This is a genomic window from bacterium, from assembly GCA_016702305.1.
Taxonomy (GTDB): domain Bacteria; phylum Electryoneota; class RPQS01; order RPQS01; family RPQS01; genus JABWCQ01.
On sequence record JADJEH010000001.1, the window covers coordinates 152,921 to 169,885 of the forward strand.

Sequence of the window (16,965 nt, forward strand, 5' to 3'; positions counted from 1 at the left end):
AACAGGCCGCCCCTTTCGGGACGGCCTGTTCGCTTTGAACTTATGGGCGAGCACTACTCAGCGCAGACATCGAAGTAGTAGAGTGAGGCCGGCATATCGGTGATCTCCATGATCCACTGGGTTTGCTGGGTGGAGCCGAGGTCAAGAGGCGTATTGTGCAGTTCGTCCAATGTCGCTCCTCCGCGAATGCGATAACCGTTAGCTCCCGACACCGGCTGCCAGACGAGGGTCGCCGTGGTGCCGTCCACCAGCAGGGTAAGCCCGGTCGGAGCGGCAAGCTGCGCCTGATAGAGGTATTCATCCGCGCCGATGCAGGGCGGCGATGTGCGTGCATCGCCGTCAATGTCGGCTGGCGATTCCGACAGCAAGACGCCGGTCTGATAGAGAGTCGGATCCGTGGCCTGTATGTGAAGATCCGTGGCCGAGCGATAGAGCGGATGAGCGCTGAGACTCTGCGCATCCTGTCCGGTCGCTTGCCAGGCCGCCAGTGTGGCGTAATGACTCGTGCCGAGCCCCGCGACGTGGAAGTTGGCCGAGTTACCCCACAGGCAATTATAATCCGAGAGCACTTCGGCACCGGCCTCAATATCCAACCCGTGTGCCATCACGTCGTTTTCGTAGCAGAGCACGCAGTTGTTGTATAGCTCATGCTGCGTGCCGGTCGAGACGAAGATACCGGCGGTTTCGTTGTCCGCCGGTGTGTCGTCCAAACGAATGCTGTTGTGCGCGACCAGATGCGTACCGCTGGAAAGGTAGATCGCGCGGGAACGCAGCGTCGTTAACGCGCCAAAACCGTAGATGAAGTTGTTGACGATTTCCACGGACGCGCCGACGCCGGGCGCAGAATAGACTCCGGCGGCGCGGTTGGTGCGGGGACCGCTGCTGTCGAGAAAACCGTGCAGGCGATTGCGCTCGATGCGGACGGAGCCTTGCGCACCGAGTTGGAGTACATAGACGCCGTAGCAGGCACCTGCCGGGCCCGTGCTGGAACCGGGTTGGACATCGTTGTCTGTGACGAGCGCCTGACGCTGGTGGTCCACCCAGATGCCGAAATAGGTATCGCTGACGGTGTTGCGGGAAACGGAGTTCTGTTCGGCAATTGTGCTGTCCGTGCCGGTCAGTCCGATGCCCACGTAGCTCGCGCTGACGGTGCAGCTATCCACCCGATTGCCGTGACATGTTGAGCCGGAAATGACGATACCCGACGTGTTCAAATCCGCAGAACCGTGGCCGATCACGCGGCAGCCGATGATATTGTTGTGGCAGGATTCAGCATTTAAGGCGACGCCGACAGCGGTGCCCAAGCCCGCAATAATTTCAAGATTGCGCAGCGTAACGTAATTGGCAGCGGTTAGCGCTACCACGGACGGCGCGTTCACCGCGGATATGGTCACGGGCTGATTGGTGAGCGGTTCGATGACCAAGCCAGTTGTGCTGTCCAGTCCGGGCACGCCCGAGATTTCGAGCGGGTCGGAGTAAAACGGATCCGCGAGCGAGACGCGGAGCGGTCCGGACAGGCCTCGCCAGCGCAGATGGTTGGACAGGTCGGTCAAGCTGAACAGATCACCACCGGCGAAACCGACGACCACACTGTCAGCCAACGGTGTTCCGGCAATGACGACCGTTTGCGATAGTGTATTGTTCTGTGCCACGACGTCGCCCGCGGCGAACACTTCGACACGCAGCGTTCCGAAGGCCAAATCCACCGGAGGAGTCGGCCATTGCCATATCAAATCGGTGACCGCTCCGCCGGCGAGATTGAGCGTCTGCGAATCGCCAGGTACTTCGTTGTAGTAGAGCACCACCTGAGCGCCCGCCACATCCACAAGACCGACGTTGCACACGGTGCTTTGCAGAGTCTGCAGATCGTTCGCGGGAAGCGGCATGGCGGAAATCTCAATAGACTCGATGGCTAAATCGAGCACGGCGGCCGTGAAGTTGTATTCATCGGCGCCGATGTCCGGCTCGGTGGCGCGCGTCTCAGCATCGAAGTCGGTCGCAACATAGGAGAGCGCGGCACCGCGATTCGACGGTCCAAAGGCATCGGGCCTAATGTGCAGATCGTGAGCGGCAATGAATCCGGCGGGGGCGGCCACGCTTTGGCTATCCAGCCCAGTGGCGCTGATCCACGAGTTCAACGTCTGGTAGTCTTCATCGAGTGCGCGATGCGCGAAGCGAAACTGCGGATTGGTTCCCGGGGAGTCGAACAGATTGTGATTGGCGGCAAGACTTCCGCTTGTCCACGTGATGAAGCGCGCTTGCGCCAGCGGGTCGCTGATCTGCACGCAGTTGTTGGCAAACATGACATTGGATTGCTGTCCGTTGACCGAAAGGGTGGTGACGCTGCCGGACGATGTGGAGCCGATGCTGATGCTATTATGTGCAATCAGGGCGGTGCCGCTCGTGACAGAGAGCGCGGTCAATTCGCCGGTCAACGCCGCGTCGGGATTGCCGAGCCAGTTGTTCACGGCGAGCATTGTGCCGCTCGCGGCTTCACAACTGATCATGGACATGGTCCCCTGCGAGTGCGCGTCTAACAGCCGATTGGCGAGCACGTGGACCGTATCGCCGGCTTGCAGCGCGCCGATGCGGATCCCGTAATTCGGCGACGGTGCGCCGGGATAGCCGGGCTCAATTTGGCACTGCTCAATACGCAGATCGCGCTGCCATTGGGCCAACACCGCCGTGCGTGTGGTGGCGATGGTGCAGCCCCGAACAACGTTGCCGGAATCGGCGGCCGTACTCGCTCCTTCCAAACGCAATCCGTGGTAGGCCGAGCTCAGGTCGAGCTGTTCGAAGAGGTTGCGGGAGCAACCGCTTGACGCGTGAATCGCGGCGGTGGCCGTTTGCGCGACCGAGGAGCCGGTGATGCGGCAACCGCGCAGGATATTGTCGCTGCTATTGGCAAGCCACACGGTCTCGGCGGAATTGGAGTTGCTCTGAACGACCAGATTCTCCAACGTGACGAACGAGACATCGGCAAGATGCACGGCGTGGATTTCGGCGGGCGGCGCGATCACGACCAGGCCATCGGCGAAGGGATCGGGGCGAATCGTCAGCGTGTTTTGCGCGGATAGTCCGGGGATTGCGCTGAGCATGAGCGGTTCAGCGTACAGCCCCGTGGCGAGTTCAAGCACGACTGCGCCGCCGAGACCGCGAGCGCTGAGATCGGCGCCGACGGCGGCCAGCGTAGAATAGTCGCCCCCGTTACCGACACGATAGACGCCGATCAGCGGCTGCCCCGTGATGGTCAAAGTGAAATCGCTGTAGTTATCGAGCGGATGCGCGTCCGCGGGAAGACCGGTCTCAAAACGCAAGGGGGCTTGCGCCCGGGCTGCGGCTGTACTCCAGACGACCAAAACGGTGTCGGCCTGCGACGGCGGCAGCGTGACTAACACTTCGGCGCGAACGGTGTCGTCGTAGGAAAGTCTCAGCGGGAGATCCAGCAGCGGGAAGGCACCGCGATTTTGCACGACAACTTCGGCACGCAGGAGGGTTCGTTCGGGAACGGCGGGCAGGAGGCCGTGAACGCTTAAGATGGCGGCATCGTAAGGCGGCGCGGCGAAGCTGTATTCATCGGCGCCAATGTCGGGCGGCTGGAAACGCGACGACTGATCAAAATCGAACGGCGTATCCAAGACGACGGCACCACGCTGGTGGGGCCATTCAGACGTGCTCTGGAGATGGAGATCGGTTGCAGAAACAAACAGCGGATCGCCGGTGACGCTCTTCGTGTCTTGGCCGGTGCCGCTTTGCCATTGGGCCAACGTGCCGTAGGCCGAGCCCGACCAGCCTAAGACATAAGACGCACCGGTGCCGTGGTACAGGTTGTGATCGGATTCGAGCGGTGCGGCCGGAGTGAGGACGAAGAGATTGTAGGAGGGCCGTGTGCCTTCAAGGTTCGCCAGAATATTGTTCAGGAGTGTCAGGCGCGATTCGGGCGAAGTCAGGCCGTTGTAGACGGTATAGGCCGTTCCGGTGGCGGCGACATCGTTGACGCGGGCGCTGTTGTTCACGATGCGGTTGAGGCCGCCGGAAAAATAAAAAGCCCGGACCTGTGAGGATCCGGTGTTTTGAAAATCGTAGATGAAATTATTGGCGGCGAAAAGGCGCGCGGTGGCGACGAGGGGATTATGACGTAGGGCGACCGCGTAGCCGCTGCCTGTGCGAATTTGGTGTAAGCGGTTGCCTACAACGAAGACGCTGTCGTCCGGATTTTGCGTGCCGATCAGAACGGCCGTTGCGCCGCTGCCCGAGCTTGAGTTCGGACGGATGTCACAGAAGGCGATGCGGCAATCGGTCTGGTAGGAGATATTGACGCCGCGTTGAACGCTGTCCACCAGGGTGTTGATCACGGTGGCGCCGACCGCCGAGGCGGTCAGGCCGTTAAGATAGACTCCATCACCGCCGCGCCGAATCTGGCAATTGTCTACGGTAATACCGCGCAGATCCGGTCCGATCAATTCGACGATGCGGCCTGTGCCACTGCCGTACAGCGTGCAGCTTGAGAGCTTGAGGTTATTTGTGGAGTCGGCGACGCGCAGGGCCGGCTGGGTAGCAGCGGGGGCGAGGATCGTCAGGCCAGAAACCGCAACGTTGTGCGGTCCCGCGACCAGCAGGGTCGGCGCGGTGGTATCCAGCGAAAGCAGCGTGACGACGGCGGATTCTTGTGCGGTGATCGAAAGCTGGTACTGTGCGGTGCCGGGGATTGGGGGAATGACGAACGGTCCGGTCTGGATTCCGGAGGTTATCTCGAGCAGGACCTCGCCGGATATGCCGCAGAGGGCAAGGCTGTCGAAGGCCTGCGCCAACGTGACGAAATCACCGTTTGGCCCGACCACAAAGCTACCGCTCCACTCCGCTCGACTGACGAACGGGGTGAACCCAATTCCGGCCAAGAGTAATCCAACACAAAAACGTAACAGTCTGTTCATGCGATTCCGCGGGTGACCATCGTTCACTGCGAATCTTATTGCGCAGTCTAAGGTACAACATCCGCTGTGCAGAGACAAGGTTTGGCGCACATTCTTCACAAATCGTAGATGGGTCTTGAACTTTGTGACAATGTCGCCTGACCCTGAGAATGGGTGGCAAAAAGAGTTGAGAAAATGCCGAAAAATGCGTATTTTGGGCTGTTAGTTCATAATACTCATAACTTACGATTTGTTGCCTCCCATCAGAGGTAAACTGACCGGCAGTCGGGCAGTTTGGAGCCTGCACAAGGCCAGGAGGCGGCGCTGGGCAGATGAGGATGACGTTAGGATTTCACAGGCCGATTAAGAAAGGGTTTGTTTGATGGCACAGGATATTCAGAAGACATACGCCGAGCTGACCCGGGAATTCAAGCAGTATAGCGTCCTGGGGAGTATCAGTGGGATGCTCAGTTGGGACATGCAGGTCAACATGCCGCCCAAGGGCGCGGAGAAGCGGGCCGATCAGTTGGCGTTGATCAGCGGACTGGCGCATGAACGGTTGACTGCGGCGCGCATCGGTGAGATGCTCGAACAGCTCAAGGGGGCCAATGGCAGATTGAACGAGGCCGAGGCGGCCAATGTGCGCGAGATGGCGCGCGACTACGACCGGGCGACGCGCGTGCCGCAGGAGCTGGTCGAGGAACTTTCGCGGCAGGAGTCCATCGCGCACGAAGTTTGGGCGCGTGCACGGGAGAAGGCCGACTATGGGATGTTCGCACCGGAGCTTGAGAAGCTGGTCGGACTGTCGAAGAAGTTGGCCGAGGCCTACGGCTACCAAGGGACGCCGCTGAATGCGTTGATCGAGAGCTTTGAGCCGGGCGCCACGGTGGAAAGTTTGACCAAATTGTTTAACGAGGTGAAAGCGGTGACGGTGCCGCTGACGGAACGCGTGATCGGGTCGAAAGTCAAGGCCAAGTTTGAGTTTGAAAAGAGCCGATTTGCGGCTGAGAAACAAAAAGCATTTGGTGAAAGTCTGATTGAAAAGATCGGCTTCGACAAGCAGGCCGGTCGGCTCGATACCTCGATTCACCCCTTCTGCTCCGGCGGCCTGGGCGACGTGCGGCTGACCACTCGCTATAACGAGCATGCGCCGCAACAGGCGATCTTCGGAATCATTCACGAGACAGGTCATGGTCTATACGAACAGGGGGTTGCGCCGGGGACTTACGGCACGCCGCTGTCTGAGGCGTTAAGCTATGGCGTACACGAGTCGCAGAGCCGGATGTGGGAGAACTATATCGGGCGCAGCCTGCCCTTCTGGATTCACTTCTATCCGCACCTGAAACATCATTTCGAGAACGAATTGAAGGGGATGTCGGCGGAGGACTGGGTGCTGGCGGTCAACCACGTCGAGCGCAGTCTGGTGCGCGTGGAGGCCGACGAATTGACTTACGATCTACATATCATTCTGCGTTTTGAAATCGAGCGCGATCTGTTTGCCGGAACGATTTCGGTGTCCGATCTGCCGACGGTGTGGAATAAGAAGATTCAGGATTATCTGGGCATCACGCCGCCCAACGATGGCAAAGAAGGCGTGCTGCAGGACGTGCATTGGAGCGGCGGCGCGTTCGGCTATTTCCCGTCGTACAGCGTCGGGAACATTATCGCCGGACAGTTGTGGAAGAAGATGAACGCCGATATGCCCGACATGACGAATCAGATCGAGCGCGGCAATTTCGCGGAGATATTGGCGTGGCTGCGCGAAAACGTGCATCGCCACGGGCGGCGCTACTCCCGCGAAGATTTGCTCAAATTGGCGACGGGCAAGCCGCTTGGTACCGCCGACTATCTCAGCTACTTGACGGAGAAATTCTCCTCACTTTACCGTTTGTAGCCTTGTGCCATAAGGGCGGCCTTGAGGCCGCCCTTGTTGTGGCGGAGCGGACCCCCTCCCCTGGCCCCTTCCCCGTGAACCGAGGAAGGTGACCTAAAGGGGATGTCGCGCGGAGAACCGATTAGGTTATTCTTGAAGAGGGCTGTTGGAGAATGCGGGAGCATTCAATTTGCGAGATTTCGACGATGGGGCCGGGCCGCGCTGTGGAGCGGACGGTTGCCAGCTTAGGTATTAACCTTGAGGATATATGAAGCGGATCGTATTGTATGCACTCCTCTTGTTGATCACAGCGTGGCCTGCGTGGGCCACGACGCTGTCCGGCAAGATTAAAGATGCTGCCACGGGAGAGTCTATTCCCGCCGTGGCCGTTGTGGTGGACGGCGCCAATCGCGGCACCGCCGCCAATGTGGAAGGTTTCTTCTCGATTCCCAATCTTGAGCCGGGGGACTACACGATCGTCTTCAGCTCACTGGGCTATGAGATTCTGCGGTTGCCGGTGACGCTCGTGGCCGGGAAGGACCAGAACATTCAGGTCAAGATGCGGGATGCTGCACTGCAATTCAAAGAGGTCGAGATCGTGGCCGACCGACGCAAGGAAGCTGAGTATGCGCCGAAGGTGGCTCAGATTGAAGTGACGCCGCGCGAGCTGCTAAAGTTGCCGCAGCTTGCCGAGCCGGATCTGTTTCGGGCCCTGCAAGCCACGGCCGGAATTCTGCCGTCGAGCGATTTCTCGGCGGAGCTGAATATCTGGGGCGGCTCGGGCGATCAGAACTTGATTATACTGAACGGTATCAACGTGTACAAACCGACGCACTTGGGCGGGTTGTTCTCGATCTTCAATATGGATGCCGTCAAAGATGTAAAGTTGGTCAAAGGCGGATTCGGCGCGCAGTACGGCGGACGGCTGTCGGCCGTCGTGGACGTGGCCGACCGTGAAGGTAATCGTAACGAGGTCAAGGGCAAGGTCGGGTTATCGCTATTGTCTTCGACGGGCATGCTGGAAGGGCCGTTGCCGCACGGATCATGGCTGGTGGCAGGCCGCCGCACGTATGTGGATTTTGCGACGAAGCTGTTCAAAGATGCGGGAGTTATCGAAGATGATTTTCCGTATTATTTTTACGATTTTAACGCGAAACTGACACGCGACTTCGCCAACGGCGACCGCCTGTCCCCATCCGGCTACTGGGGTGACGACATTCTGCAATTGACTTCGGCGACGGGGGACCGCCTGCGGCTGACGTGGGGTAACCGTACGTTCAGCGTGCCCTTCGTGCATATTTTCTCCCCGAAACTGTATTCGCACACAACGCTGGCCGGGAGCAAGTTCTACGGTCGGCAGCGCTTCGAGACGACGGACTCGTGGTTTGAGTGGAACAACGAAATTGACGATTTTACGGTCGAGACGGACTTGACCTACTACGCAAACGCGCGCAACACGGTGCAAATGGGCGGAGAGTTCAAGAAGTTCGACGCGTTTCTGCAGGGCGTGTCGTCGGACTATCTGGTGGGTTACAATCGCTACAAAGGCGACTTATCGTCCATCTATGTTGCCGATGATTACCGGTTTACGGACAAGTGGACGTTCACGCCGGGCGTGCGGTTTGAGCATTACAGCCTCAAGGAGTCAAACGAAGTCCTGCCGCGCTTGGCGGCGCGCCGGGACTTGGCGCCGGGGATGTATATCAGCGGCGCGTGGGGGCTTTACACGCAGTACTTGCAACAGATGCGCGTGGGTGAAGATTTTTCGTCGCTGTTTGACTCGTATATCGCGCTGGGCGAGCGCTTCGGCGTAGCACGCGGACAGCAGTTCGCGCTGTCATTCGTGGACGACAGTCTGGGCCGGTTCAAACTGTCGGCGGGCGCCTACTATAAGAACTTCCAGAATATCGCGCAGCTCGACCTGTTCAATTCGACGGACGACGGCGACACGGATATGGAAGACCTCGTCCGTATGGGCAAGGGGTACGCGTATGGCGCGGACGCGACGATCAGCGGCGATTTCGGGCGGTATGAGATGAGTCTTGGCTATGCGTGGGGGCGCTCGCGCCGCGTGTTTGGAGCGTTCGGCGGGTTCGAGGCGATTGACAACGGACTGACTTTCCCGGCATTTTTCGACCGGCAGCATAGCACGAATTTATTTGTCAGCCGCAAGATTCGCAATCGCGGGAGCCTCGAGTCGCGGATCAACTATCAATCTGGTCTGCCGTACACCAAGGCCATGGGCGCATACAGTCCGGGCTTTGGTTGGCCGGGACACTTTTTCCAAGGCGGACCGCAGTATGGCGAGCGGTTTACCCCGTATGTGCGTGTGGACGTGGCGTATCGGTTGAAGTACGACTGGAAGTGGTGCAATTTCGCGCCGTACATCGAGATCATCAACGTGTTTGCGCGTAAGAACGCATTCGTGCAGTCGCTGGACATCAGCACGAATCCGGTCGGTTATGATATCGTCGGCCAGTTGCCGTTCCTGCCCACAGTCGGCTTTACCGCGGAGTTCTAAACATGAAATACCTATCCTATATCCTGCTGGCTGTGTTTGTGGGTTTTGTCCTGACGGCCTGTGACGACGAGAAGCAAGTGGATTTCGAGGAAGCGCTGGTGGTGGACGGTGCGATGTATGTCGGTCAGCGGCTGGAAGTGCGGCTGACGCATACGATTCCGTTTGATCAGGCGTACTATCCGGACGAGGTGCGCGTGACGGGAGCTGACGTGTGGGTGACGGTCAATGGCACGACAGCGTACGCGTTGACAGAGGAGGTGTCAGGTGTGCCGGGGACGTACGCGCTGCCGGATACGGTGGCCGTTGTGACTACGGGCAACCGCTATGACTTGTTGGTCGTGTGGGAAGGAGATTCGAGCTGGGCGTATACTTACGCAACGGGGCCGATCGAATTGACGGAGGCGGTCTTGATCAATGTCAACAATGAGATCACCGACACGGCCCCGGATACGCTGGAATATGGCGGCGATCAATTGCGGCTGACGTGGACAACCGATCCGGCGAATTTCGGGTATGCACTGCAGATTGAAGCGATGGATGAATCCAAGTACGGTGAAGACTGTGACGTGGGCGATGACAACGGCCCGGGAACGTACTTGTTCACGTGGACGACGAGGTTCATCAATTCGCAGGACTTGCCGTGGATCAGTTTGTGCTACGACGGGCCGACGATGATCCGGGTGTTCACCTGCGATACGGCGTATTGGAATTTCGCTTCAACGACGCTTATCGGGGATCCCAACAACGATCCCGTGTCGAACGTTGAGAACGGGTTCGGGGTGTTTTGCGCGATAGACTGCGACACGTTTCAGTTCATGTTGACGGACACGCTGGAGGATTAGGCGGCCAAGCGGTGACCGAGCCGTGAGACGAGCAAGCGCCTTCCTTTGGGGAGGCGCTTGACTTTTCAGGGAAAGGACAGTAGATTCCAGAGTATTGGTGGGTCCAAGTTAATTCTTTCCTGGAGGTGTCCCATGGAACGCAAGTGGTTATTGCTGTTGCTCATCCTGGCCGCGACTGCGGTGCAGGCGAAACCAGCCAAGGACCGGGTTGTCGGCCCGGTGGCGACCAATGGCACGGAGACGGTGCAGACGCTATCGGCTCCACGCCCGCACAACCCGCTCGATGACGAGGGCGGGACAGCGAATTCGACGTACGAAATTGTGGGGACGACCTGGTACGACTATCAGACGAACGGCACGCACGGCAAGCAGATAGCGCTCGACGCGTTCGGCAATATTCACGTCGCGTGGACGAATGGCGAGCAGGAGGGGTCGGCGGAGCGCCACATTTATTACAACTGCTGGTCGGCGACGGCGGATAGTTTCCTGTACATAGGCGGCGTGCGCGTGGATGCGGGGACGCGGGCCGGGTTCTGTAACATGGCGGCCGGGGCCAACGGATTTGGCTTCCCGGCCTTTCACGAGACGCTGGGCCCGTTGCCGCACGCGACGGCCTCGATAGACTTCACGCCGTGCGCGGGTGCGTTTACGGGTATCATGGTGCCGTTTCCGGCCAATGAACCGCAGATTATCTGGCCGCGCATTGACATGGACCGCAACGGCAAGATTCACATGGTAGCGACGGAGAGCGGCGGCGCCGCCGAAGAGTACTATGCGCGCGGCGTCCCGCAGTATGACGGCGGGTTCGGGTTGGACATTGTGTGGGAACAGAGTTTTACCGATCCGTGGGAACCGGCGACCTTCGTGACGATTGATGTGGCGTGTTCGCGCGTATCGAATCGCGTGGCCGTGGCATGGATCGCCGATCCAACGGATGTGCCGCCGTTTCTCGACGACGAGAATATCATGCTGAAAATTTCGGAGGACGGCGGCGAGACGTGGGGACCGACCGTTCCCGTGACGAATCTGGCACCGGTGGATACGTCGTGCTTCAGGCAGGGAGGCACTTATGAAACGTGCGTGGGCGACACGTTCCGACCGTGGATTGACCTGTCCGTGATTTTCGACGACAACGACAACGTACACCTTGCGTTCACGGCGCAGGCCTACTATTCGATTGACGAAGAAGGCACACCGGGACCGTTTGGCTTTGTCTATTCGACGCTGTGGCATTGGGGTGAAGATCGTGAAGAATTCAACTTGATTAATCAGGCGTTCTTCGCCAACGACTCGGTCGCGCTGGGCGTCAACAACCTGATGTGTCACCGTCCGAGTCTGGCGATTGACACCACGACGGGCTATTTGTATTGCTCGTTCCAGCAGTTTGACCAGCATGCTTACAGCGACGCCGGTTATCCGTGCGGCGAGTTCTACATGAGTGTTTCAACCGACAACGGGCAGACGTGGGCAGTGCCGACGAACGTAAGCAATACGCCCGGTGAGCCGAACATGCCGACGGGCAATGATCCGAGCGAGCGAGACATTACCACGGCGAAATATGTGACCGACGGGGCAATCCATACGCTGTATTTGCACGACTACGCGTGCGGCAGTGCGGTGGCCTCAAGCGGCCCGGAAGGCCCGCCAACGCAGAATGACGTTGTCTACATGCGGATTCCGGTGGGGGACATTCCGACGACGCCGTTGCAGGAGATTTGGGCGTTCCGTTCGGACTCGGTGGGCTTCCCGGATTTCAATTCGGTGTCCGAACACGGCGCGCTGCCCGGGCAGTTTACTCTGCATCAGAACTACCCCAATCCATTCAACCCGAGCACGACAATTCAGTTTGATCTTTCGAAAGCTGGGAATGTCGAGCTCTCCGTGTTTGATGTAACGGGCCGGACGGTGGCTACGTTGGTGGATGGCGGGCTGAGCGCCGGTGCGCACACTGTGAATTTTGATGGGGCGAATCTGACCAGCGGTGTCTACTTTGCGCGGCTGGAAATGGGCGGAACGAGTCAAGCCCGGAAGATGGCGCTCATCAAATGAGAAATTAGAAATTGGAAATTAGAAACTGCCTAAGCCCGGTTTGCCGGGCTTTGGTGTTTTTGGCTCGCTGCCTCGCTTGACTATTGTCTTCTCTGTCCGTAGATTCTCGTTCAGGGTCCCGCGACTTCAAGAACGGAGGTGTCCCATGAAGCGCGTGGTTTGGTTGGTTTTTCTGCTGAGTGCCGGGCTAAGTCTGGCGCAAGAGGGTGGTACGCCCAATTCGGAGTGGATGTATGTTGGGAACACGTGGCGGGATTATCAAGGGAACGGCACGCTGGGAAGGATGATCGCGGTCGGGCCGAATGGGGACGTGCATTTCGTTTGGACCAATGGACTCAGCGACGGCCTAGCTAGAGATTGCTTCTACAATTGCTGGGATGACGCATCAGACAGCTTGCTGTCGCAGGACGGCTATTCTATGAACGGATTCCACCGTTCGTCTTATCCGACGATTGTTGTGCATTCACATGGATATGGCGTCAGCTCTTTCAATTCGCTTCATTACACCGGTCAACCCGCAGTTGCGACTGCATTCGACTTCTTCCCGTGTTCCGGAGCCTTCACGCCCTATTGGGCCGGGGTCGGCGATTCAATCGCCTATTGGCCCAAGACCGATATGGACCGCCAAGACCGAATTCACCTTGTTGGCACGAGTTTCGAGCCAGAAATGCGAATCTACTATGCACGTGCCTTCATTGACGATACTTCGAACATGGACTTTGAAATTATTTGGGACGTGACGCTTGTTGAAATTGCTTCAGAAGGCATCATTTCTCCCGGCGTGGACATCGCCTGCTCACGCTTGAGTGACCGCGTAGCCGTAGCATGGGTTGTTGATCCGCCGGGCGACTACGACCCCGAGAACATCGTGATGCGCATTTCAGATGACGGTGGCGAGACTTGGAGCGGTGTTTTGCCCGTCACGGATTTGCCGCCAATTGATACGATGTGCACTCAGGCGCCAGAAATCTGCAACGGTGATACATTCAGGCCTTGGCACGATCTTTCAATTCTATTGGACGACGACGACAATGTGCACATCGCGTTCTCGGCGAGTGGCTACTACTACTTTGATGAGAATGGTGAGGCAAATCCGGGGCACACGTATCTCTCGTCTATTTGGCACTGGTCGGAATTCACTCAAGAATTCACTCTAATTGGCGAGGCGTGGCATCCACACGACACCCATGCGCTTGGCGAGAACAATCTGATGTGCCAAAAACCAAGTCTTGCGATTGATACCACAACCGGATACATGTACTGTGGCTTTCAGCAATTCGACCGCCGCGCATACAGTGTGAGTGGCTATCCGATGGGCGAATTCTACCTCAGTAAGTCGTGGGACCTTGGTGCATCGTGGACGCTGCCCATTAATGTCAGTAACACGCCGGGTGATACAGCGATGCCAGAGAACGGCGATCATCCGTCGGAACGCGACATCACGTTGGCGAAATACGTCACCGATGGCACGGTGCATGCGCAATATATCCACGACCGCTCAGCAGGATCAACTCCTTGGTTCGAGGGTGAGACGACCCTGAATGAAGTCGTTTACATGCGCGTCCCTGACAGAGACATGCCCTGGCTGCCCTTGCAAGAGCAATGGCAATTCCGCGCGACAGGCACCAGTGCAAACGATCTTCCGCAGCTTCCGAGACAATTCACGCTCTACCAAAACTACCCCAACCCGTTCAACCCTAGCACGACGATTCAGTTTGACCTTGCGAAAGCGGGCAATGTCAAACTCGCAGTGTTTGATGTGACGGGGCGGACGGTGGCGACGCTGGTGGATGGGGCGATGAGCGCCGGGGCGCACTCGGTGGAATTTGATGGCGCAAATCTGACCAGCGGTGTCTACTTTGCGCGGCTGGAAATGGGCGGAACGACGATGACGCGGAAGATGGTGCTCATTAAATAGACCTTTCGAGATTGAAAACCAGATATTGCCAAAGCCCGGTTCGCCGGGCTTTGGTGTTTTTGGGCGGGAACTCAGGCCCCCATCCCCTTGCCCCTGGCCCCGTGAACGGAGGAGGGGGACGCGGAAGCGAACGTCTGGCAGGTGACTCGAGCCTTAACTTGCCCGGATTTCTTGGGACTTGGGGGCACACACTGCGCTTGACTTTTGAGGGATTCGGCAGTAGATTCAAATTAGTCGTTGAGTGCTGTTGGGTCGGCTGGCTTGACCTAACCTTGGTTACTCGACGAGTTATCCACACGCAGATATTTGATTCGGTTAATTATATCCCATCCTGCCCCGCCTACCATGACTCTCGTCCCACCCTTTATTGAATCGCTGATTCCCTATCAGCCCGGCAAATCCATGGCGCAGATTCGCGCGCAGTACGGCATCGAACATATCGTCAAGTTAGCGTCGAACGAAAATCCGGTCGGGTCCAGCCCGAAGGGAATCGCCGCAGGGCAGGCCGCCTTTCATGATTTGCAGCTCTATCCCGAGGCCGGCATGCTCCTGCGCAGCAAGCTGGCGAAGCTGTTTGAACTGAAACTCGACAACGTCGTCGTCGGGAACGGTTCGGAGTCCATTCTGGCCAACATCGTGCGCACGTTCATGTGCGACGACGAAGAAGTGCTGACCGGAGAAGGGACGTTCATCGGAATCTACGTTGCGGCACGGTCGCGCGGCGTGAAGCTGGTCACGATTCCGCTCAAGGATTACGCGTTCGATCTCGATGCGATGGCCGATGCGATCACGCCGAAAACCAAGATTATTTACCTGTCGAATCCCAACAATCCGACGGGCACGTATTTCACGCGCGCGCAGTTCGAGCGCTTCATGGAGCGCGTGCCGCGGCGTGTCGTGGTGATTCTCGACGAGGCCTACTTCGAATACGCGCAGGACTTCGACGACTATCCGGATTCGATGATGTACCGCATTGACAATGTGATGACGCTGCGCACTTTTTCCAAGGCGTACGGTCTGGCGGCCATGCGCATCGGCTACGGTTTTGCGCACGAAGATTTGTGCCGCAACGTGCTCAAGGTGAAGCTGCCGTTTGAGCCGTCGGTCGTCGCCGAAGCGGGCGGGCTGGGAGCGCTGGACGACGATGAGTTCTTAAGCGTGACGAAGGCGACCAACCGCGCGGGACGACTCAGCATGCCCGCGGTTTATGACGAATTGGGATTGAAGTATGTGCCGTCGGCGGCAAATTTCTTCATGCTGCCGTTTGAGACGGAAGCGGAGGCGCTGCAGTTTGCGCTGGCTCTCGAGCAGCGCGGCGTGATCGTGAGGCCCTTGCGTGGCTTTGGACTGCCGCATTGCGTGCGGATTACCATTGGCACACGGGAACAGAACGACACGCTGACGGCGGCGCTCAAAGAGGTGTGTTCGGTCAAGGCTTAGTTAGCGTGGATGCTCGATGCGGTACCGGAGGGGCGAAGCCCTGTGATTTCAGTATCCTGCTCGTGTGGTTTACCCTTTTGACCCCCCCCCGGGAAGACCGTGAGGAATGTGAAAGCAGCCCGTTTTGGCGGGCTGCTTTGCTTTTTGGGAACCGCGAGCGTTCGGTCAGAAGCCTGTGACATCGGTCACATAGACTTCTCCTTCGTGGGTGAAGGCGACTTGGGTGCCGTTGCTGTTCAGGGCTGGCTCGTTGGGCCAGAACTGGTTGATGCCCTGAATGGACCGGATTTGACCGAGTTCAAGGTCGTACACCACGAGCTCGGCGTATTTCACGCTGGGTTTGTCGCGGATGAACACGAGCCGATTGCTGTCGGCTGACCAGCCCGGCCAGCGGCCGCTGCCCAGGTCGAAGGTTTGCCCCGTGGCAATGGTGATGAGCCGGAGCTGTTTGCCGGACGAGGTTTCATATACTGCGGCGACCAATTGGCCATCTGGTGAAATATCAAAGCCTTCGGCTTTTTCGTCGGAGGCGGACTGATAAACTTCGCGGCCCGCATGGCTGACGGTTAGCCGCTCATCATCCAAGTTGACGGCGCTGTCCCACTCGGTGCCGTGGAGGTTGACAAAGGGGGCCTGCAGGTCGGCACGGTAGTAGACTTCATCGCCGATGCGATAAGGGCCGAGGATCGGCGTCGTGTTATGAGTGAGCATCACCGGGTCGTATACAAAGTACGAGACCGAGATGATCCGGTCGGGCGATCCGGGCAAGGCACCTGCCGGACGGCGGAGGGCCATGCGGTCTGCTCCGGGCATGAAAACGAAGCGACGTCCCACACCTTCGCCGTGCGCTATCTCATACAATTTCTTTGTTTTTATATCTTTATTGACCTCGACCAGCAGAAGCTCGTCTTGATCCTCGGTGGTATAGGCAACGTAGCGATTGTCCGGGCTCCACGCAGGAGCAGCGCAGCCCCGGCCAGCACGGTCGGCGATCTTGGTGGTCTCGGCCTCTACCTTGACGGCCCCGGCGAGCAAGCAGAGGGCAGTCAGGACGGGGACGAGGGGGTGCCAAAGGGCGTGATTCGGGCGGGTTTGAGAAGGTTGGCGCATGGGGTCAAAAGGTTCGGCAAGGGTTGTTTTTCGTGGAACTTGCGGAGTCGGAAGAGTTGACTGCTTCATAAGAAATGGTTATCTTACTAAGCCCTGCATGGAATCTCTAACAGATTCCCGGGTTCTGCATTGTTTAAATCATTGGAAGATAAAAACCTGAGCGAGGAATTGCAAGACATGGCGCGGACACCTGATATCATGGTCGCCCGGGCAGCCACCGTGCGTGCCCGAACGGCCTGTTGCCTAACAGGCGACCGGACTCCCTACCCCTGTTCCAAAACCATGCGGACGACCAACGA

At 58.2% G+C, this 16,965-nt stretch carries 8 protein-coding genes; 6 read left to right on the forward strand and 2 right to left on the reverse strand.

The features are described 5' to 3' along the window. Positions 1–53 precede the first annotated feature (53 nt). A complete protein-coding gene (locus tag IPH10_00545) occupies positions 54–4,934 on the reverse strand; it encodes a hypothetical protein (GenBank protein ID MBK6909416.1) in 4,881 nt (1,626 codons plus the stop codon). A 361-nt stretch (positions 4,935–5,295) separates the two neighbouring features. Between IPH10_00545 and IPH10_00550 the strand changes: the two genes are divergently transcribed. From IPH10_00550 to hisC, 6 genes are all read left to right on the forward strand, one after another. Beyond that, the gene (locus tag IPH10_00550; protein ID MBK6909417.1) at positions 5,296–6,807 is read left to right on the forward strand and encodes a carboxypeptidase M32; all 1,512 of its coding nucleotides are present in this window, start codon (positions 5,296–5,298) and stop codon (positions 6,805–6,807) included. A gap of 247 nt (positions 6,808–7,054) precedes the next feature. Continuing rightward, a complete protein-coding gene (locus IPH10_00555; protein ID MBK6909418.1) occupies positions 7,055–9,307 on the forward strand; it encodes a TonB-dependent receptor in 2,253 nt (750 codons plus the stop codon). A 2-nt stretch (positions 9,308–9,309) separates the two neighbouring features. Beyond that, positions 9,310–10,149 carry a DUF4249 family protein gene (locus IPH10_00560; protein ID MBK6909419.1) on the forward strand — a complete coding sequence of 280 codons (840 nt, stop codon included), beginning with the start codon at positions 9,310–9,312 and terminating at the stop codon, positions 10,147–10,149. Between the two features lie 132 nt (positions 10,150–10,281). Continuing rightward, the gene (locus IPH10_00565) at positions 10,282–12,198 is read left to right on the forward strand and encodes a T9SS type A sorting domain-containing protein (protein MBK6909420.1); all 1,917 of its coding nucleotides are present in this window, start codon (positions 10,282–10,284) and stop codon (positions 12,196–12,198) included. A gap of 145 nt (positions 12,199–12,343) precedes the next feature. Beyond that, positions 12,344–14,116, forward strand: a complete 1,773-nt coding sequence (locus IPH10_00570) for a T9SS type A sorting domain-containing protein (GenBank protein ID MBK6909421.1) — start codon at positions 12,344–12,346, stop codon at positions 14,114–14,116. Positions 14,117–14,461: 345 nt separating this feature from the next. After that, entirely contained in the window at positions 14,462–15,556 is a 1,095-nt protein-coding gene (gene hisC, locus IPH10_00575; GenBank protein MBK6909422.1) for a histidinol-phosphate transaminase, read from the forward strand. 165 nt (positions 15,557–15,721) lie between these two features. Here hisC and IPH10_00580 read toward each other — a convergent pair whose 3' ends face one another. Continuing rightward, on the reverse strand, positions 15,722–16,591 hold the full coding sequence (locus IPH10_00580; GenBank protein ID MBK6909423.1) for a PD40 domain-containing protein: 870 nt from the start codon (positions 16,589–16,591) through the stop codon (positions 15,722–15,724). Between the last annotated feature and the right edge of the window lie 374 nt (positions 16,592–16,965).

Excerpts from the sequence above, each read along its gene's own strand:
- IPH10_00545 (MBK6909416.1), bottom strand. The coding sequence starts at position 4,934 with ATGAACAGACTGTTACGTTTTTGTGTTGGATTACTCTTGGCCGGAATT.
- IPH10_00550 (MBK6909417.1), top strand. The coding sequence starts at position 5,296 with ATGGCACAGGATATTCAGAAGACATACGCCGAGCTGACCCGGGAATTC.
- IPH10_00555 (MBK6909418.1), top strand. The coding sequence starts at position 7,055 with ATGAAGCGGATCGTATTGTATGCACTCCTCTTGTTGATCACAGCGTGG.
- IPH10_00560 (MBK6909419.1), top strand. The coding sequence starts at position 9,310 with ATGAAATACCTATCCTATATCCTGCTGGCTGTGTTTGTGGGTTTTGTC.
- IPH10_00565 (MBK6909420.1), top strand. The coding sequence starts at position 10,282 with ATGGAACGCAAGTGGTTATTGCTGTTGCTCATCCTGGCCGCGACTGCG.
- IPH10_00570 (MBK6909421.1), top strand. The coding sequence starts at position 12,344 with ATGAAGCGCGTGGTTTGGTTGGTTTTTCTGCTGAGTGCCGGGCTAAGT.
- hisC (MBK6909422.1), top strand. The coding sequence starts at position 14,462 with ATGACTCTCGTCCCACCCTTTATTGAATCGCTGATTCCCTATCAGCCC.